The sequence below is a fragment of the Haloimpatiens myeolchijeotgali genome (assembly GCF_042688525.2).
GTDB lineage: Bacteria > Bacillota > Clostridia > Clostridiales > Clostridiaceae > Haloimpatiens.
The window spans coordinates 2,321,078-2,340,523 of sequence record NZ_JBHWAB010000001.1 but is presented as its reverse complement, the minus strand read 5'-3'; the positions used below and the strand labels follow the sequence as shown (position 1 = coordinate 2,340,523).

Genomic DNA, 19,446 nt, shown 5'->3' with positions numbered 1-19,446 from the left:
ATAAAAAATGAACCGTCCCCAAAATTCCACAAAATTTCAATAAGGCAATTAAGGAAATTAATAAGGAAATTAATGTAAATAAATTATTTAGTGTTGTTAATGTTGAAAATAAAGATATAATAAAATAAATGGGCACAATAGTAGTACAGGATAAAGTAACAATAAGTGTATTATGTATTATGAATATCAGATATTATAGTTTTTACATTTTAAAGAAGAGGTGAAAAAATGAGTGATTTAGCAGGAAATGGTTGTGATATATTGGTACCATTTAATGAAAGAAAACCACTTAAAGAAGTAGAAAAAAGTATTATAAAAAAATATAGAAAGAATATATGGACAAAATTTGTTAAAGCAATAAATGATTATGAAATGATACAAGAGGGGGATAAGATTGCTGTTGCTATTTCGGGTGGAAAAGATAGTATGCTTATGGCAAAGTTATTTCAAGAGTTAAAAAGACATGGGAAAATGAATTTTGAACTTGAATTTATAGTACTAGATCCGGGATATCATGAGGATATAAAAAAATTAATGATTGATAACTGTAAGTATTTAAATATTCCTATTAAAATTTTTGAATCAGATATATTTGCAGTTGCGGATAAAATAGCAAAAGATTATCCTTGTTATATTTGCGCAAAAATGCGTAGAGGTGCATTATATTCTAGAGCAAAAGAATTAGGATGTAATAAACTTGCACTGGGACATCATTTTAATGATGTAATAGAAACTACTATGTTAAATGTACTTTATGCAGGAAACTTCAAGACTATGCTTCCTAAATTAAAATCAACAAATTATGAGGGAATAGAACTTATAAGACCTATGTATTATATAGAGGAACGTTATATACAAAATTTTACTCAAAGTAGTGGAATATGGCCATTGAATTGTGCTTGTATGGTTGCAGCAAAGAAAATTGGAAATAAAAGATATGAAATAAAAGAACTCATAAAAGAATTAAAGAAAAACTTTAAGGATGTTGATAAATCAATATTTAAATCTGCTCAAAATGTGAATTTAAATGCTATATTGGGCTGGCAAAAAGATGAAAAGAAAATTTCATTTTTAGATGTGTATGATGAAAAGTAGGGTGCAGCTTTATTAAAAAAATATTATGTAATTGCAGTAGTTGTAATTCAGTATATGAAATTTCAAATAATAAGGGAGAAAGAATTGAAAGAGGAGAAGATATAGAAATTACTTATTGGGATTTAAAATCTATTGATGGTGGATTTTATAAGGAAAATTGTTCACCACAAAACATATGTGCAAATTGCGGAAGAGTTGTAGAAAATGATTTTAAGTATTGTCCTTATTGTGGTCAAAAGATCAAGTTATAGTAGTATAAAAATTTTATGTTATATTTAATTGTCATTAGATAAGTTCAACTAACCTTCAGGTGTGATATAAATTTAACCTAAAGATTAGTTGAAATTTATCATTACAGTAATTAAAAGTTAATGTTGTTATAGTGTTAATAAGTTTAAATTTTTAAAATAGTAAATAGTCATAGATTATGATTATTTTGTGAAGATATATAGTTTACTTAACATATAGTTTATGATAGTTTACTAAAAAAGTTCTTTCATAACTACAATATTAAGTTATACATTTTGAGTTTATACATTTCTAAGTTTAATTTAATAGAGATTTTTCAAGATTTATCCTTTCATAATTTTTATGTACACGTTTCTATTTCTAGGTCCATCAAATTCACAAAAATAAATTCCTTGCCAAATGCCTGTAAGAAGCTTTCCATTTTCAATTATGACAGTGGCACTAGAGCCCATATATGAAGCTTTAAGATGTGCATGAGAATTTCCTTCAATATGTTTATAATTCCCTTTGATTGGTACAAGTTTATCTAAAGTAACAATAATGTCTCTTGTTACATCAGGATCTGCATTTTCATTTATTGTTATACCTGCAGTAGTATGCGGACAAAAAATCACAGCAATCCCATCAGTAACCCCACTTTCTCGAACAGATTTTTCTACAAGGCAACTTATATTTATTAATTGCTCTTCTTTTGTAGTTTTAATTTCGTATTTAAAAGTATTGTTCATAACAAAACCTCCCGCTATATTCTTTAAACTTCTTTTATATACTTATTTTTTAGTTTTTGTCTTTATTTAAACTCAATTTTTCCTATGTTTACATTATACAAGATTTAAGTAAATTTATATAAAAAATGAACTGTCCCTTCTAATATTATACAAAAAACTAGACAAAATATATGTCTAAAATGAACCGTCCCCATAAAATATTGTCTATATGCTTGTTTACTTTTACAATTATAGATATAATTATTACAATAAAAATACATTATAATGGATGAAGGTGATTTTGTTGGAAAAGTTTTTAAAAATAGAACCAAAAGGCGATTATAGAATAATTGCATTAAGTGATTTGCATGGAGGACTACATTTAGTTAAACCTCTCATTCAAAAAGTGAATTTAACTGATAATGATTATTTAATTATAATCGGTGATACGATTCAAAAGGGACCTTATAATATAGAAATGCTCTCATATTTACAAGAACTTTTTAAAAGAAAAAATACATATATACTTTCTGGGAATCATGAAAAATACATATTATCTTTATTAAGAAAAGAAAAAGTTGAAGATTTTGATAAACATATAAATGAAGTGTGGCATCCTTCTATTATAAAAGATTGGATAAAAAAATTACATATAGATTATAAAAAAATAGGAAATCCTAGAGAAGTTCAAAATAAAATAAAAAATAACTTTAAGAATGAAATAAAGTTTTTGGAAGAGTTACCTATTGCTTTGGAATTTGATAATTTTATTTTTGTACATGCTGGTATTGAAAAGAAAACAGATTGGAAACAGTCAAGCTTACAATCATTGTTGGCTTTTAGAAGTTTTCTTAATGAGGGACATAAAAGTAATAAATATGTTGTTGTTGGGCATTGGCCAACACAAAATTATAGAAAAAGAAGTTTATGTGGTGATGTACTAATTGATAATGACAAAAAAATAATTTGTATTGATGGTGGATATGGGGTAAAGTGCTGTGGGCAGATAAATGCTTTGATAATTGAAAAGAAAGATGGTGAATTTTTCTTTTCACAAAAATCACAAGACGATTTCAAAACTTTTAAAGTTAGAAATAGTTACTTAGGAGAAAATAAATCAATTGTAAAGTTGGATTGGCAGGATTGTGATTTCGAAGTTATTAAGAAAGAGCAAGAATTTTCTATTTGCAAAAAAAGTAGTACAGGAGAAGAGTTTCTTTTAAAGAATGAATTTATAACAGAAGAGGATGGAGATTTTAATATAACAACTGATAGTGTATCATTATTTTTAAATGTTAATAAAGGAGATGAGGTTAAAGTTATAAAAGAATATGGAAAATTTATTTTTGCAAAATATAATGGAGAAATTGGATGGATTGAAAAAGAACATCTTGAGTTAAAGTAATAGACATGTACTTTAATTTATATGTAAAATATAGTATAATTGGTTTACAATGTAAAAATATGTGTAGTAATATGCTATATATGTTATGATAGTTTTGAAAATATTAACTATAATATGTAAAGAAGAGATACATTATGAACCAACAGAAGACTAATAATATTAATTCAACTAACATGGAATATAATGTGAAATAACATATAAAATAGAAATAAAAATAATTCTCGTTAAAGGTGTTTTGTTTTATGTAACTACTAATGCACCAGAAACTATGGATGAACTAAATGAGTTTATGGAGAAATTTGATTTTAAAATGGGATTAAGTAATAATGGAAAATGTTATTAGAGAAATATTTTAATGAAGTTAAAGTTAATATTTTTTCAGAAAAAATTGTATTAGATAATTGCTTTATAAGGAGGAAGATTAATTTGCAAAAATTAAATTTTGCTGTACCTAGCATAGAAGAAGCAAAGTTAATGTTAAATGAAGGAAGTAGATTAAATCCAGGTCCATGGATAGAACATTCTATAAATGTTGGACGAGCAGCAGAACTAATAGCAGAACAAGATGAGAAATTGGATAAAAATGTTGCATTAGTGTTGGGAATGTTACATGATATAGGAAGAAGATATGGAGTAACGAGTATGAGACATAGTATAGATGGTTATAATTATGCTCTAGAAAAAGGATATGATTTATTAGGTAGGATTTGTATAACACATTCTTTCCCTTATAAAAATGTTGATGCTGTATTTGGAAAATGGGATTGTACAGATGAGGAATATAATTTTGTTAAAAAATATTTAGAAGATATTGAACTTTCAGCATATGATAAATTAATTCAATTGTGCGATGCGTTAGCATTACCATCAGGATATTGTTTAATGGAAAAAAGGATGATGGATGTTGCGATGAGACATGGGGTTAATGAATATACAATAAAAAAATGGAAAGCAACATTTGAAATACAGAGATATTTTGAAGAAAGGATAGGAAAATCAATTTATAGTGTTTTACCGGATGTAGTAAAAAATACTTTTGGTTTGACATTTTAATTTTTATAATTAGACTATATGTATGTTAAAAATTAATATATGAATTTTTTTAAATTTATACTGAATTTGTAGATTTAATAAATGAACCGTCCCCAAATTTGGTATCCAAATTTGTCATAAAAATTAAGGAGGAATTGAGAATGACAGAAGAAAATAAAACTAATGTAGAAGAAGAAAAAGAAATGGAAATATCTCAATGTGAAAAAACTTCACAAAATAAAGGAAAGAATACATTTTTAAATTTATTAGGAGTATCACTTATAGATCAAGCTATAGCAATTTGTGTGTCATTGGTAGGATTTTTGTTAATTAATAATGTAATATTAAAAGCATCAGGATATGAAGTAAGAAGTGAGTACAAAGCGTTATTTTTTCTCATAATATACATAATAGTAAATGTATTTTACAGAAGTGTATGTGAATCATCTAAGTTAAAAACAACTGTTGGAAGGAAAGTAATTAAATAAGATAATGAAGTAAAAAGGAATAAACACTAAAAACTGATCTATTAGAATTTTAAGTAGTAGAATGTGCAAAATAAAGGGAAAGATTTATAACTTTAATAAGTAAATTCAATGAATGATAAGCTTATGTAAATTTATACTTTGAGTAATTTTAAAAAGCATGTATTGTGTAAAAACATTTGAACAAGGTATGGAATTTTATACCAAGTGAAAGTTCTTTATGCAATATGTGCTTTTGTTTTTTTGTATAGATATTTATGTTTTTGTATAGATATTTAGGTTGTTTAGTTTTTTTAATAAAGAACTTCTAAGATTTAGGTAAAGTTTTTATTTTATCTAAGACTTAGAAGTTATTATTCAAGAATTTAGCACATTTAATTCACATCGTGTAGAGAAGAAAATTTTAGAGATAATATACAGAGGATGAAATTCTGAAATGATTTTTTACAGTTTAAAATAGAAGTTAAGATAGAAGTAGCGATGTTTTATATTTAAGTGATTAAATATAAGAAAACCTATACTATATAAAACAAATATAAAAAATGTTTAACAAAACATAGACAAATATAGTAATTGTTTATATAATATAAATAAGAGGTTTTGCTTGTTTTAAACTAAAGGGAGATGAAAATATGGATATAGAGAATTTATTTTGGAATGCTTCTATACAACAAATGAAAAAAGGATATGTGTACAATGAAAAACAGGGAAAATATATATGTCTTGTTTGTGGTACTGTTTTTGAACAAGGTATAATTTATAAACATGAGGATAAGTTTTGTGATGCTAGAAAAGCTATAGAGATGCATATAAAAGAAAAACATAATTCTATGATGGAATATTTATTAAGTATGAATAAAAAATATACAGGAATAACAGATATTCAAAGAGAATATGTAAAGCTTATTTATCAAGGGAAAAATGATAAGGAAATCTCAGATATTATGGGTGTTTCATCATCTACTGTTAGAAATTATAGATTTAAATTAAAAGAAAAAGAAAAACAAACAAAAGTTTTCTTAAGTATAATGGAACTTTTAGAAGAACAATCTGAAGAAAATAATGATTTAGTAAAAGTTCACAGGGGGGCTACTATGATAGATGAAAGATATGTTGTAACTGAAAAGGAAAAGAAAAAATATATAAATAGTTATTTTACTGGAGAGGATAATAAACAACTTAAAGTTTTTCCATCAAAAGAAAAGAAAAAGATAATAGTATTAGGGATTATTTCAGAGAATTTTAAAAGAAATAAAATATATACTGAAAAAGAAGTTAACAACATTTTAAAAAGAATTTATGATGACTATGTTCTTATAAGAAGATATCTTATAGAATATGGATTTATGGAAAGAAAAAAAGATGGCAGCAGCTATTGGGTGCGATAATTATTCAAAAATGGGGAGATTTTACAATGCCAAACATTAATTTAATAAATGGATATAAGATTAAGTATCTTTTTAAAGAGAACGATAATATTGTTGAGAAATTATGTGAGAAATGTTCAGATTATTATATATTGCACGATGGAATATTACCATCTAAAGAAGAGATAGACGAAATATTTATTACTTTACCACCCAATAAAAATTACGAAGATAAATTTATATTAGGAATATATAAATTTGACAAATTAATTGGTATAGTTGATATTATAAAAGATTTTCCGACTATTGGAGAATGGATGCTTGGATTAATGCTTATTGAACCAGGGGAAAGAGGCAATGGATTAGGAAAAATGGTACATGAAGCATTGGTTGGATGGGCAAAAGATTTAGGAGCAAAGTCATTTAGAATAGGAGTAATTCAAGATAACTATAAAGGTATTAACTTTTGGTCTGCCTTAGGATATACAAGGATAAAAGAGGTTAATATGGACTTTACAGCAAAGACGCATGTAGTAAATGTTATGAGGTTGCAGGTTTGTAACTAATTATAATGAACCGTCCCCAAATTTTAGAAAGGAAGTGAGTACAAATATGAAGTTGATTTCATGGAATGTTAATGGTCTTAGAGCATGTATTCGTAAAGGATTTTTAGATTATTTTAAAGAAGTAGAGGCAGATATTTTTTGTGTTCAAGAAATTAAATTGCAGCAAGGTCAAATAGATTTGGAATTAGAAGGATATTATCAATATTGGAATTATGCAGAGAAAAAAGGATACTCAGGTACTGCTATATTTACTAAAACAAAACCTATTAATATAAGTTATGGTATAAATAAAGAAGAACATGATAAGGAAGGTAGAGTAATTACACTAGAATTTAATGATTTTTATTTTGTAACGGTATATACTCCTAATTCTCAACAGAAGCTAGCGAGACTCGATTACAGGATGCAGTGGGAAGATGATTTTAGAGATTATGTAAAAGCGTTGGATGAAAATAAACCTGTGATTGTATGTGGAGATTTAAATGTTGCACATAAAGAAATAGACCTTAAAAATCCTAAAAACAATAGAAAAAATGCAGGATTTACGGATGAGGAAAGAAATAAATTTACTGAACTTTTAAATGCAGGATTTATAGATACTTATCGTTATTTTTATCCAGATAAAGAAGCAGCATATAGTTGGTGGTCCTATAGATTTAATGCACGAGCTAATAATGCAGGATGGCGTATAGATTATTTTTGTGCATCACAAAGAATGGATGATAAACTTGTAAGTGCAGATATTCATTCAGAAATACTTGGTTCAGATCATTGTCCTATAGAATTAGTTATAAAATAAGTTTGAGTATAAATATAAGCAATATTTAATTGGACAAGTATTTAAGAATTTTGACTAGTATCATAATTTATAAGTATAAAAGGATATTGATAAATTTTATAAAATATGTGCATTTGTTTATAAATCTACTTGAAAATGTTTCCTTAGTATGCTAGAATTATGTTAATATGTTATATAAAGAAATATAATACAGTGGAGGTACAGTTTAATGAGCATTATGACAAATAAAATTAGCATAATTAAAATTTCATATAATGATTTTGTTTGTCAGGCGAGTACCCTATTTTAAAAATTATGTTATATGTATGAAGTTGATAATATTTTTTGTAATATAGCCATGGGTATTTTTTGCCCATGGTTTTTTATACATTTATTTAAACTGTATATGTTGTATTTAAAGCCATGGGATTTAAGCCTATGGCTTTTTTGCTATTTAAGGATTTTGAGAGGGGATGTTATTATGATAATTAATGTTGAAAATTTAACTAAATATATAAAAGAAAAACAGATACTTAAAGATATTTCTTTTAGAATGTATAAGGGAGATAAAATAGGAGTAGTAGGAGATAATGGAGTAGGAAAAACTACACTTTTTAAAACTATAGTAGGGAAAATAGAAGCTGATGATGGAAAAGTTAAGTTTTATGATACTTTTGGGTATCTTCCTCAAGAACTTATTTTTGATCAAGATACTGGAGTATCTGATTTTATGAAGTCAACAGACTATTATGAAAAATTTTTTGAGATGCTGAGTAAATTCAATTTAAGAAATATTGAAAATAGAAAAATATCTACTTTAAGTGGTGGTGAAAAAACTAAACTTTATTTGGCAAAAATTCTTATTGAAGATCCTAAACTGCTTATATTAGATGAACCTACAAATCATTTAGACTATGATTCTATTATTTGGCTTGAAAAATTTATAAAAGATTTTAAAGGTGCTGTACTTGTCATAACTCATGATAGATATTTTTTAGATAATACAGTATCTAAAATATTTGAACTTAAAGATAAAAAACTTAAAGAATATAGTGGGAATTATAGTTTTTATGCAGAGCAAAAAAAACTTGAATATGAAAAAAATATGATAGAGTATGGTGAATATGTTAAAGAAAAGAGAAAGCTTGAAATAGCTGCTAGAAAGCATATGGAAAGGTCAAATAGATATAACAATATGTCTCAAAATGATTTTAAAAGGCATAAAGCTGCTAAAATTGCTAAAAGATCTAAGGCGATTATAACTAGGTTAGAAAAACTGGATAAAAAAGATAAACCTTCGAAAAAAAAGAAAATAAATATGAAATTTGATAAAAGTAGTGATAAAACAAGTGAAATATTGATTAGAGTAGAGAATTTGTGTAAATCTTTTGATAAAATATTGTTCCAAAATATAAATTTTAATATTTGTAAAGGCAAAAAAATAGCTGTATTAGGTAAAAATGGTGTAGGAAAAAGTACTTTATTAAAAGCTATTATTGGCCAAGAAAATGTAGAAGGGAATATATATAGTTCACCTTCAGCAAATATAGGATATTTTTCACAAGAATTAAGAAATTTAAATTTTGAAAATACTATACTTGACGAAATAAAAATTATAAATGAAGATCAAAGTTATATACGTACTTTATTAGGATGTATGATGTTTAGGAGAGAAGATGTATACAAGAAAATAGGAAACCTAAGTCTTGGTGAAATGGCAAGAGTTTCATTTTTAAAGTTGATTTTACAGAATCACAATGTACTAATATTAGATGAGCCTACAAATTTTCTTGATATTTCTTCTAGAGAAGTAATTGAAGAAGCGTTATTGGACTATAGAGGAGCTATACTCTTTGTATCTCATGACAGATATTTTATAAAAAAAATGGCTGACGAAATATGGGAAATGTCTAACAATGGATTATGCAAGTATTTAGGAGGATATAATTATTATTTAAATAAAAAACAGAAACCTTCTAAAATGAAAAAGGTTAATATTGAAGAACAAATTCTAAACCTAGAAATGACTTTAGCACAGTTATCTTTCAAATTGTTAAATTGTAAGAAAAATGAAAAGGAAACTATAGAAAAAGAATATTTTGATATATGTGAAAAGATAAAAAAATTAAAGAAATTGCAAAATAATACAAGATAGATTAAAGAACCGTCCCCATGTTTTATCTGTAGTGAAAGAAGTCAGCTAAAAGCTAAATAGCTGACTTCACTTATTAAATTTTAAATTTTGCTATTAAATTTTCTAGTGATTTTGAAATGGAATTTAAAATATTAGAGTCTTCTGATAAACTTTCAACTTTATCTTCTTGTTCCATAATAGATTTAAGCATATCTTCAGTAGAATTTTGTATTTCATCTGAGGATTGTATTATTGTTTCAAGGAGCTCTTTTACCGTTTCATTAAAAGTTTGTTGTTCTTGTATCATACAACTTAATTCTTTAGAATACTCTTGAAAATTATCTAAGTTTCCAACAATAGAATTTAAATTATACTGAGTATCTTTTATAGAACTTAGTTTAGATACTGTATTTTCTATATCTAAGTTCATAGTGTGTATGGTTTCATTGGATTCTTCTCTTATTTTTAGTACTAATTTTTCCATTTCATTGAGAGTACTATTAGTTGATGAGGCTAGTTTTCGAACTTCTTGAGCAACTACTGAAAATCCTTTTCCTGCTTCTCCAGCTCTTTCAGCCTCTATACTTGCATTTAATGATAAAAGATTAGTTTGTTTTGAAATATCTCTAATCATAGATAATGTTTCTTCAAGCTGTTTTGTTCTATATTCTAAATTTTTTATAGATTTCACAGCAAAATTAACTAAATTTATAATCTTATCTAATTCTTCTACTGAAGTTTCTATTAATCCGTTAGTTCTTTTTATGACTTCAACACTATGATCTGTTTTAGTAATATTTTCTTTTGACATATTATAAATTTTATGCATATGAATATTTATATCATCAAAGCTTTCATAAATATTATTTATCTTTTTATTTTGGGCTGATATATCAGAATTTACTTTTTTAATTTGTGTATCAATATCTTTTCCAGTTGAAACCACACTATGATTTGCTATTTGTAAGTTTTTAGAGATTTTATTTAGTTCTCCAATGTCATTTTTTATAGAATAAATAATGTTTCTTATAGATTTTGAAGAGTTATTTATAGCTTTTATTAGTATAGAAATTTCATCGGTTTCTTTTACATTTATAGTTTTAGTTAAATCACCTTTTGATAAGGCTTTTGAGCACTCTATTCCTTTATCAACAGTTTTTAATAAATTTTTACTTAAAAATACGGAAATCAAAATTGTGGATGTTATACCTATAATCAATAGTATAATATCTACTTTTAAAATATTATTTAGTTGACTAATTATAGCTGATTTTTTATATAAAATAACTAGTTTCCATCCTGTAGTTTCAATATCATTATAAAAGGCATAATGTTTTTCTTTATCATAATCAGTAATTTCAAATCCTGTTTCTTTGTTATTGATTTTATTGTATAATTCATGAATTACATTTTGCTCATCACCAATATTTTTCTTTAGTATATACTCTGATTTAGGATGATAGATATATATGCCTTCTTTAGAAATCAATAAAGGGAATCCTTCATTTTTCAAATTTATACTTCCCATTATTTCTTGAATCTTATTTAAATTAACATCTATACCTGAAACTCCTATAGGTTGTCCATTTATATTCTTTAAAATTTTTACTCCTGAAATAAGTTTTCTTCCAGTAGCTTCTTCCAAGTATGGTTCTGTCCAAGTAAAATCTTTTGAATTCATTCCTATTTTATACCAATCTTGTTCCCAATATTTAAATTCATCTATAGTATTTGGTTCAAAAGAAGAAGGTTTTTTATTTTTATCTCTAAGAATACATACATAAGGAAGTTCTTTATTAATTTGCATGTTAGGTTTAAAAAAAGTATATGCAGTTTCTAGGTTATCATCTTGATTTAATATATCTTTTAAAGAATTTTTTAAATATATTTTTACGTCATTATAATTATCTTTTTTATATTCTAAGTTTTTACTCATAGATGCAACAGTATTTCCTTCTGATTCAACGCTTTTCATAGTTTTATCAATATCTTTACATATTTTTTGAGTATTTATTAATTCTTTTTGCTCAAATTCATTAAGAAGTTTTTGTTTTGCTGTATTATAATTAAAAAAACATATTAATATTAGAATAAAACTTATAGTTATTGAAAAGCAAAATATCAATTTGTTTTTGATACTTTTCATTAAATTCACCTCATAACTGATTTTTGTTTTTTTATTAAAATAATTGATTTAATCTCTTAATGTTTAAAAATATATATTTTCTTTCCTATAATTTAATATATTAAGTTATGATAATTTAAGTGACTTGTAGAATAAGAAAAAGTATGAGTGTGTTCCAAATTTTTTAGTAGTTTATGGTATAATTGAGCTGTAATACATAATAGTTACATCTAAAAAAATAATATGTAATGTTTAAATGAAAAATATGGATGAATATTATATGTAAGGGGATATTTAAATATGGCCATTGAAAATTTTTCAAAGAAGCTCTTAGAATCATTTATAGGAAATATAGCTAACTTTATACTAGATATATTATTCCCATTTGTAGTTACTAAATTATATGGAGCTAGTATATTAGGTCAGTATACATATGGGAATTCAATAGTTATGATGACCATTTTCTTAGCATCATTAGGATTAGATACAGGACTTCTTTATTTTATACCAAGAGAAGGTAAAAAATATATTACATCTTCATTTGTGTTGAATTTTTTAGCAAGTTTAGTTATTATTTTGATATTATTTATTTTTAATAGAGATAGTACAGTAAGGTTAATGCTTCCTATGATATGGTGTTTGTCTGCTGAAAATATATTTTTTGCAATATATAGGGCAAAACAAAATATAAAGGAATTTTTTTTAGTTAAAATATTGTCAAGTCTTGTATTGAAAATTATTCTTGTATGGTTATTTTTCAATTTATTTGGAGTTAGTTTTTCAAATATAATCATGGCCACATATTTATCATTTGTAGTATCTTTTATTTTTTATTTTATAAAACAGAGAAAAATGTTTGGTAAATTTGCAATGAATAAAAATGTAATAATGTATTCACTACCTTTAATTGTTGGTTCAATGATGGCAGTAATAATTAATAACATAGATATGATAATGATAGGAAATATGTTAAACAAAGAAGCTGTTGCTGTATATAGTGTAGCGGCAAAGGTTGCAACCTTCCCAGCTATTTTACTAACTGTATTAAATACAATATTTCCTCCTATAGTTGCCAAGCTTTATCATGAAGGAAATTTAGATGAGCTAAGAAGGATGTATAAATTATCAGCCAGAATCCTTACTGTTTTATCAAGTATAATAATTTTGGTTATAATTATTTTTAGAAATGATATACTAGGCTATTTTGGAAATGAATATATTAAAGGACAGTATGTTGTTATATATAGAGGAATAGGACAACTTGTAAATGCAGCTGTAGGAAGTGTGTGGTATATAGTTATAATGACAGGAAGAACTAAAGCTAATATGGTAGGTAAGATTTTAGCTTCGTCAATAAATGCAGCATTAAATTTACTCTTCATACCTATTAGTGGTATTACAGGAGCAGCACTTGCTAGTATGATAACAGTAATTTTTTCAAATGTATTAGGGTATTATATAGTAAAGAAAATATTAAAAGTAAAAGTTTTTGGAGTTGTGTGATTTTTAGTTGTAGATTACAAATATTTAGCTATTATATAACATATAAGGAGGAAAATGTGATGGAACCATAAAAACCTTTAAATGATATTACTATTTATCGAAATTAAAGGAGGATTTATTTATGGAAAAAGCCATACTTCAAAATATTAAAAATTACTTAAAAGAAAAATACAATTGCCATTCAATAATATTATATGGATCTTTTGCTAATGGCGCTTATACAGACGAAAGTGATATAGATATTATATGTTTTGGTGATGATATAATCCAAGAGAATAACACTACTGTAGTTGATGGAAGGCAACTTGATGCATGGATATACAATACAAATAAGATGACGAAATATGAAGAATTATTACATATCAAAGGTGGAAAAATTCTCTTAGATGAAAAAGATTTATGTTCAAGATTATTAGAAAATATAGATAAACTTTTTAATAATGGTCCAAAGAAATTAAGTGAGAAAGAGATAAATTTTCAAAAGAGCTGGTTAATGAAGATGGTAAAGAGGGCAAAAAAGGTGATATTGAGGGTAACTTTAGATATCATTGGTTACTGGTAGATAGTTTGGAGATATATTTTGGGATAAAAGGTTTATGGTACTTGGGACCTAAGAAATCTTTAAGATGGCTCAAGGATAATGATAAAAGTGCATACAAAGTATTTGAGAATGCACTACATATTAATTCGTCCTTTGAAGAAATAGAAAAATTGGTATCTTTTATTATTAACTCAACTTTCGCAGGTGAAAAATAGCCGCTACGGGAAATGATATCTTGCTTAGAAACCTTTCACTTCAGTAACAAGTTCTAAGCTTTACTCATATTGAAAAAAGATTTTTTAATTAATATTCCGTAGGAATCAGTAATTAAAAAATAACTTTTTTCAAATTCGTAAAGCTAAGAACTTGTAAACTTTGTTCAAATGTTTCTTACGCAATATATCATTTCCCTTCGCTAGGCAATATTTTGTCCTGCGAAAGTTGAGTTATTAATTTATAAGTTGAATTTTATAGATTAATAAGGTGAGTGGGGAGAAACATATATGCTATAGAATATTTTTGGCCTGTGAAACTTGAATTTACAATAAATATTTACTATATTTTGTAATATTGTTATGAAAAAATAGTTCAAAATATCATAGAATTTTTTGTATGTGGAGGGAAGGATTGTGGAAAAGATAACAGATTTTTTAGGTATTTCAAACTATGATTTAACTTTTAAAGTTGAACCTCTAAAGGGTATATTCAATGTTAAGGGAATGTTATGTATAAAAAATAAGGGAAATAGGGGCTGTAATAAAATACCAATTTTACTGTATAAGGACCTTGAAATAAAAGATATAAAAAATGAGAATAATGAGAAAATAAATTTTAAACAACAAATTATTTCTCTTGCAGATCAACAAGAATTTTATGTAAACTATGGTTTAATTGATGTTGATAATATTTTAAATGGAGGTGAACAGATAAATTTATATATTGAATATGAAGGAAGTATTAATGGATATTCAGATTTAATGATGTATGTTAAAGATAAAATAGGTAAAGAATTTTCAATTATACGTCCTGATTGTCTTGCATATCCCATAATATCAGAAGTATCTTATGAAAATATCTTAAAAAGCTATAGAAATAATTTTACTTATAATATTTCTGTTGATGTCCCTAAAAATTATACTGCAGCTTGCGGAGGAATATTAAAAGAAACTGTATCTAAGGGAAATAGAAATATTTTTAAATACATAAGTAGTTCACCTACTTGGAGATTTGATATTGCTATTTCACAGTATTTTTTGGTAGAAGATAAAGATATGAATTTGAAGATATTTGTATTTCCAAAAGATAAAGTTAATGCGGAAGATGTTATAAAAAATGAAATTAAAAGATCCTTTGATTTTTTTTCAAATGTATTTGGAGATTATCCTAAAAATAATTATTTTTCTGTTATAGAGACAAAAACAGCATATGGCTCGCAGGCAGGTGATAATTACATAGTTATGGAGGAAGATTCATTTTCAGGTAATAATAAAAAAATAACTCAGTTATATCATGAAATCGGACATGCATGGAATGCAAAGCCGAAATATAAAGTAAAATCAACTAGATTTTTTGATGAAGCTTTTGCCTCATATTTTGAAGCACTTGCAATAAGAGAATTTAATGGAGAAAAATTTTACAGAAATAAAATGGAATTATATAGAAAATATTTCAAAATGAGTGTAAATGAAGATAAAATAAATTATAATACTCCAATATATGATTATGGAAAATTTGAAATAGGTGAAAATAGTTATACTAAGGGACCGTGGGTATTATATGTGCTTAATGAAATTGTGGGAAATGAAAAATTTTATAAAATTATAAGAAGATTTTTATATGAATTTAAAGGTAAAGAAGTAGATTTTAAAGATTTTCAAGAAATAGCGCAGAAAGCATCAGGTATTAATTTGGACAAGTTTTTTGAACAATGGATATATGGAGTAGAGTCATCAAAATATTTATATGATGGAATTAAATTATCCATTATTATAGAAAAAGCTAAATAAAATAATGGGGACGGTTCATTTTTTAGTTGTAATTTAAAACTAAAAAAATGAACCGTCCCCCGCTTTGTTAAATAGCAAAGAAAAAATATGAATCGTCAACTTTTTTGAAATTATAAATAAATTTATACAAATAATTAACTTAACAAAAATTATGTAAAGTAAATTTAAAAGTAAACTAATATTTTATTTGAAAAAATTTATGAGTTTATTCATAATTCAACTTTCACAATAGTAGCAGCCATTTTTCAGCTGAGAAAGGAGAGTTAATAATAATTAAAACATTGTATAATGTATTATATAATTTAGATTTAAAATTTATCTGAAGAAAGGAGAGTTAATGCTATGCTAAAACTTATTAAAGGTGGTAAAGTTTTTGCACCTAAATATTTAGGTGTTAAAGATATTTTAATTTGTGGAAATAAAATAGGGTATATAAGAGATAATATTGAAATAAAAGATATAGATATAAAAATTATTAATGCAGAAGGTAAACTTGTGTTCCCTGGTTTTATTGATTCTCATGTACATGTTTTAGGTGGAGGTGGAGAAGGGGGTTATAAAACAAGAACACCCGAAATAAGACTTACAGATTTAACTACTGCAGGGGTAACAACTGTTGTTGGATGTTTGGGAACTGATGGTGTAACTAGAGACATGAAATCATTAATTGCAAAAGCCAGAGGTCTTGAAGAAGAAGGAGTAACATCTTTTGTATATACAGGTTCGTACAAAATTCCTGTAAAAACTTTAATGGATAGTATACAAGAAGATATATTGTTAATAGACAAAATTATTGGAGTTGGTGAAGTTGCATTATCAGACCATAGATCTTTTCATCCAAGCTTTGAAGAATTTAGTTATTTAGTTTCAGAAGCTAGAGTTGGAGGAATGCTTTCAGGTAAAGCAGGTATTGTTAATATTCATATGGGTGATGGTAAATTAGAATTAGATTATTTATATAGACTAGCAAAGGAAACAGAGATACCTTTATCACAGGTGGTACCAACACATATGGGAAGAAATGCTTCATTATTTAAACAGGCTGTTAAATATGCTAAGGATGGTGGTCTGATAGATTTTACAACAAGTACTGCTGAAAAATTTTTAGATGAAGGAGAGATAAAATCTAGTAAAGCTCTTAGAATAATGTTAGACAAAGGTGTAAATATAAGTAATATTTCCTTTAGTTCTGATGCACAAGGAAGCTTGCCTAAATTTGATGAAAATGGAAAGTATATTGGTATTGAAATAGGGAAAAGCAGCAGCTTATATAAAGAAGTTAGAGATGCTATATTAGAAGAAAATATTGAGATTACTGATGCTATTAAAGTTATTACATCTAATCCGGCCCAAAATTTAAAACTGAAATATAAAGGTAAAATAGAAGAAGGTAATGATGCTGATATTGTTATAGTTAATGAAAGTGATTTGAACATAAATACTGTTATTGCTATGGGAAAAGTGATGATTGAAAATAATGAAATAGTAGTAAAAAATACTTTTGAATGGTAAAATATTAAAACATTACATGATTGTAAGAAAGCTGTAATGAAAATCGATAGGTTATAAGATGTAACTTAATGTACAATTAATCCGTAATCATAAGTGCAAATTTGTACTAAAAATAGTTTATATGAAGGTTATGGAGGTATTTGTATGAAATTGAACAGCTTTCAATTAAAAATTTTTGCAATGATATTAATGGTTTTAGATCATCTATATTCGTACATTCCTAATATGCCGTCTTGGTTTAATTATTTAGGAAGAATAGTAGCACCAATATTCTTTTTCTTTGTAGTAGAAGGATTTTTTCATACAAGAGATAGAAAAAAATATGCTATTAGATTATTTACTTGGTCATTGGTTATGTTTGTTGGAAGTAAAATAGTTGTAATGTTATTTAATAGAGAAGGTGGATTGCATAATAATATATTTCTATCATTAGCAATGGCAGTTGTATTAATGAGTGCTATTGAATTTATTAAAAAGAATAAACAAAATAAAAAATTATGTATTGTATCTATTATAGCAGCAATAGGAATAGCCATATTAGGAGTACTTACAGAAGCTAGTATTTATGGAGTAGTTATGACTTTGGTTTTTTATTTCTTCAGAGATAAAAAAGGCAAGATGATTATTATGTATATAATAACATCATTAATATTAACTTTAGGATTATCATTACCAGAGTTTATAACAAATCCTGAATTTAATGTTTATGGTTTGTTTTTCTTTGATATTCAATGGATGCAAGTTTTCGCCTTTCCATTTTTCCTTATGTACAATGGCAAACGTGGATTAAATACAAAATTTACAAAATACTTGTTTTATGTTTTCTATCCAGTACATCTATGGATAATATATGTAATAGGTTATTACATTACATCAAAATAGAACTTTTCTGGGTACGGTTCATTAATTTTTGTACTAGTTTAAGCAAAAAAAATTAATGAACCGTCCCCAAATTTTTGTTTTGATAGATGAAAAAAATGAGATGAATGCTCACTAAAAAATAAATGACTTTGGTTCATTGACTTTAATTCATTCAAGTGCTATACTGTATTCGTAATCAAGAAGGAGGAGTGATATTATGGTACGAATTTCAAAGGCACCTGAGGTTCGTAAACAAGAAATATTAGATGCTGCAATGAGATTATTCTATACTAAAGGATATGAGGCAACCTCTATGGCTGATATAGCAAAAGAGATAAATGTAGTAAAAGGTTTATGCTATCGTTATTTTAAATCTAAACAAGAACTTTTCGATACTGCAATGGAACAGTATGCACAAGAATGTGGAGAAAAATTTTTAAGTGTAATTTGTAATGATAAAAAAACATTAATGAAACGTATGGATGATATGACTAAATTAATGCAAAGCCAAGATGATAGTAGCAAATATCATAATTTTTATCATAAACTTGGCAATGAAATGTTACATGAGCAGCTTATGATAAAAATTGCAAAATATTTAATTCCACATGTTAATAAAGAATTATTAAAGCTTTCTGAAAAAGGGGAAATACATATTGAAAATGTTGAAATGACAACTTATTTTATAATGTATGGACAAATTGGAGTTTTATCATGTGAAAATATTCCTATGGATAAAAAAATTAAACAAATTCGTTCCTTTATAAATTCAGTACTAGGAGTATAAAGATTTTTGCTAAAGCAAAAATCAACCTTCATTATTCATTTTTAATTATTAATTCTTAATTGATTTTAAATGTTTCTTACGCAATATATCATTTCCCTTCGCTAAGCAGTATTTTTTTACTGCAAAAGTTGAATAAGTAATTTTTAATCAAATCAATTATGAAAAAAATTATTAGAATAATGACAGTGGATACAATATCCCTAATAAAGTATTGCTGCTAGGTAATATTTTATTAGGGTAAAAAAATACTAAATGAGTGAACCAAAGTCATTGAATAATGGTCATTAAAAATA

The 19,446-nt window shown here is 25.8% G+C and carries 18 protein-coding genes; 16 read left to right on the top strand and 2 right to left on the bottom strand.

The features are described 5' to 3' along the window. Nucleotides 1–228: 228 nt before the first annotated feature. Both ACFIJ5_RS10295 and ACFIJ5_RS10290 read left to right on the top strand, forming a co-directional pair. Nucleotides 229–1,095 (top strand): tRNA 2-thiocytidine biosynthesis TtcA family protein, encoded by an 867-nt coding sequence (locus ACFIJ5_RS10295; RefSeq protein ID WP_379806680.1) that lies wholly within the window; start codon nt 229–231, stop codon nt 1,093–1,095. Between the two features lie 11 nt (nt 1,096–1,106). Then, nucleotides 1,107–1,346: a zinc-ribbon domain-containing protein gene (locus ACFIJ5_RS10290; protein ID WP_379809589.1), complete on the top strand. Its 240-nt coding sequence runs from the start codon at nt 1,107–1,109 to the stop codon at nt 1,344–1,346. Nucleotides 1,347–1,667: 321 nt separating this feature from the next. On the opposite strand, the gene ACFIJ5_RS10285 is transcribed toward ACFIJ5_RS10290, so the two are convergent. After that, nucleotides 1,668–2,072 carry a secondary thiamine-phosphate synthase enzyme YjbQ gene (locus ACFIJ5_RS10285; RefSeq protein WP_379806678.1) on the bottom strand — a complete coding sequence of 135 codons (405 nt, stop codon included), beginning with the start codon at nt 2,070–2,072 and terminating at the stop codon, nt 1,668–1,670. A gap of 283 nt (nt 2,073–2,355) precedes the next feature. Here ACFIJ5_RS10285 and ACFIJ5_RS10280 point away from each other — a divergent pair, with 283 nt between their 5' ends. From ACFIJ5_RS10280 to abc-f, 7 genes are all read left to right on the top strand, one after another. After that, nucleotides 2,356–3,456 carry a metallophosphoesterase gene (locus tag ACFIJ5_RS10280; RefSeq protein WP_379806676.1) on the top strand — a complete coding sequence of 367 codons (1,101 nt, stop codon included), beginning with the start codon at nt 2,356–2,358 and terminating at the stop codon, nt 3,454–3,456. A 474-nt stretch (nt 3,457–3,930) separates the two neighbouring features. Continuing rightward, nucleotides 3,931–4,509 carry an HD domain-containing protein gene (locus tag ACFIJ5_RS10275; RefSeq protein WP_379809588.1) on the top strand — a complete coding sequence of 193 codons (579 nt, stop codon included), beginning with the start codon at nt 3,931–3,933 and terminating at the stop codon, nt 4,507–4,509. A 140-nt stretch (nt 4,510–4,649) separates the two neighbouring features. After that, on the top strand, nt 4,650–4,976 hold the full coding sequence (locus ACFIJ5_RS10270) for a hypothetical protein (RefSeq protein ID WP_379806674.1): 327 nt from the start codon (nt 4,650–4,652) through the stop codon (nt 4,974–4,976). Between the two features lie 629 nt (nt 4,977–5,605). After that, entirely contained in the window at nt 5,606–6,361 is a 756-nt protein-coding gene (locus tag ACFIJ5_RS10265; protein ID WP_379806672.1) for a DUF2087 domain-containing protein, read from the top strand. Between the two features lie 26 nt (nt 6,362–6,387). Continuing rightward, the gene (locus ACFIJ5_RS10260) at nt 6,388–6,906 is read left to right on the top strand and encodes a GNAT family N-acetyltransferase (protein ID WP_379806670.1); all 519 of its coding nucleotides are present in this window, start codon (nt 6,388–6,390) and stop codon (nt 6,904–6,906) included. A 46-nt stretch (nt 6,907–6,952) separates the two neighbouring features. After that, on the top strand, nt 6,953–7,705 hold the full coding sequence (locus tag ACFIJ5_RS10255; RefSeq protein ID WP_379806668.1) for an exodeoxyribonuclease III: 753 nt from the start codon (nt 6,953–6,955) through the stop codon (nt 7,703–7,705). A 460-nt stretch (nt 7,706–8,165) separates the two neighbouring features. After that, complete coding sequence (gene abc-f, locus ACFIJ5_RS10250) at nt 8,166–9,839, top strand: ribosomal protection-like ABC-F family protein (protein WP_379806666.1); 1,674 nt, start codon at nt 8,166–8,168, stop codon at nt 9,837–9,839. Between the two features lie 73 nt (nt 9,840–9,912). Here the strand turns inward: abc-f and ACFIJ5_RS10245 are convergent, their stop codons facing one another. Continuing rightward, a complete protein-coding gene (locus ACFIJ5_RS10245) occupies nt 9,913–11,964 on the bottom strand; it encodes a methyl-accepting chemotaxis protein (RefSeq protein ID WP_379806664.1) in 2,052 nt (683 codons plus the stop codon). Between the two features lie 279 nt (nt 11,965–12,243). On the opposite strand from ACFIJ5_RS10245, the gene ACFIJ5_RS10240 reads away from it, so the two are divergent. The 7 genes from ACFIJ5_RS10240 to ACFIJ5_RS10210 all read left to right on the top strand — a co-directional run bounded on the left by ACFIJ5_RS10240 (nt 12,244) and on the right by ACFIJ5_RS10210 (nt 19,153). Next, the gene (locus tag ACFIJ5_RS10240) at nt 12,244–13,446 is read left to right on the top strand and encodes an oligosaccharide flippase family protein (RefSeq protein WP_379806662.1); all 1,203 of its coding nucleotides are present in this window, start codon (nt 12,244–12,246) and stop codon (nt 13,444–13,446) included. A 121-nt stretch (nt 13,447–13,567) separates the two neighbouring features. Beyond that, a complete protein-coding gene (locus ACFIJ5_RS10235) occupies nt 13,568–14,008 on the top strand; it encodes a nucleotidyltransferase family protein (RefSeq protein ID WP_379806660.1) in 441 nt (146 codons plus the stop codon). A gap of 5 nt (nt 14,009–14,013) precedes the next feature. Continuing rightward, a complete protein-coding gene (locus ACFIJ5_RS10230) occupies nt 14,014–14,202 on the top strand; it encodes a hypothetical protein (RefSeq protein ID WP_379806658.1) in 189 nt (62 codons plus the stop codon). A 414-nt stretch (nt 14,203–14,616) separates the two neighbouring features. Further along, on the top strand, nt 14,617–15,993 hold the full coding sequence (locus ACFIJ5_RS10225) for a M1 family aminopeptidase (protein WP_379806656.1): 1,377 nt from the start codon (nt 14,617–14,619) through the stop codon (nt 15,991–15,993). Nucleotides 15,994–16,335: 342 nt separating this feature from the next. Then, nucleotides 16,336–17,505 (top strand): beta-aspartyl-peptidase, encoded by a 1,170-nt coding sequence (iadA, locus tag ACFIJ5_RS10220; RefSeq protein ID WP_379806654.1) that lies wholly within the window; start codon nt 16,336–16,338, stop codon nt 17,503–17,505. A 144-nt stretch (nt 17,506–17,649) separates the two neighbouring features. Then, the gene (locus ACFIJ5_RS10215) at nt 17,650–18,387 is read left to right on the top strand and encodes a TraX family protein (RefSeq protein WP_379806652.1); all 738 of its coding nucleotides are present in this window, start codon (nt 17,650–17,652) and stop codon (nt 18,385–18,387) included. A 196-nt stretch (nt 18,388–18,583) separates the two neighbouring features. After that, nucleotides 18,584–19,153: a TetR/AcrR family transcriptional regulator gene (locus ACFIJ5_RS10210; protein WP_379806650.1), complete on the top strand. Its 570-nt coding sequence runs from the start codon at nt 18,584–18,586 to the stop codon at nt 19,151–19,153. The last annotated feature ends 293 nt before the right edge of the window (nt 19,154–19,446 follow it).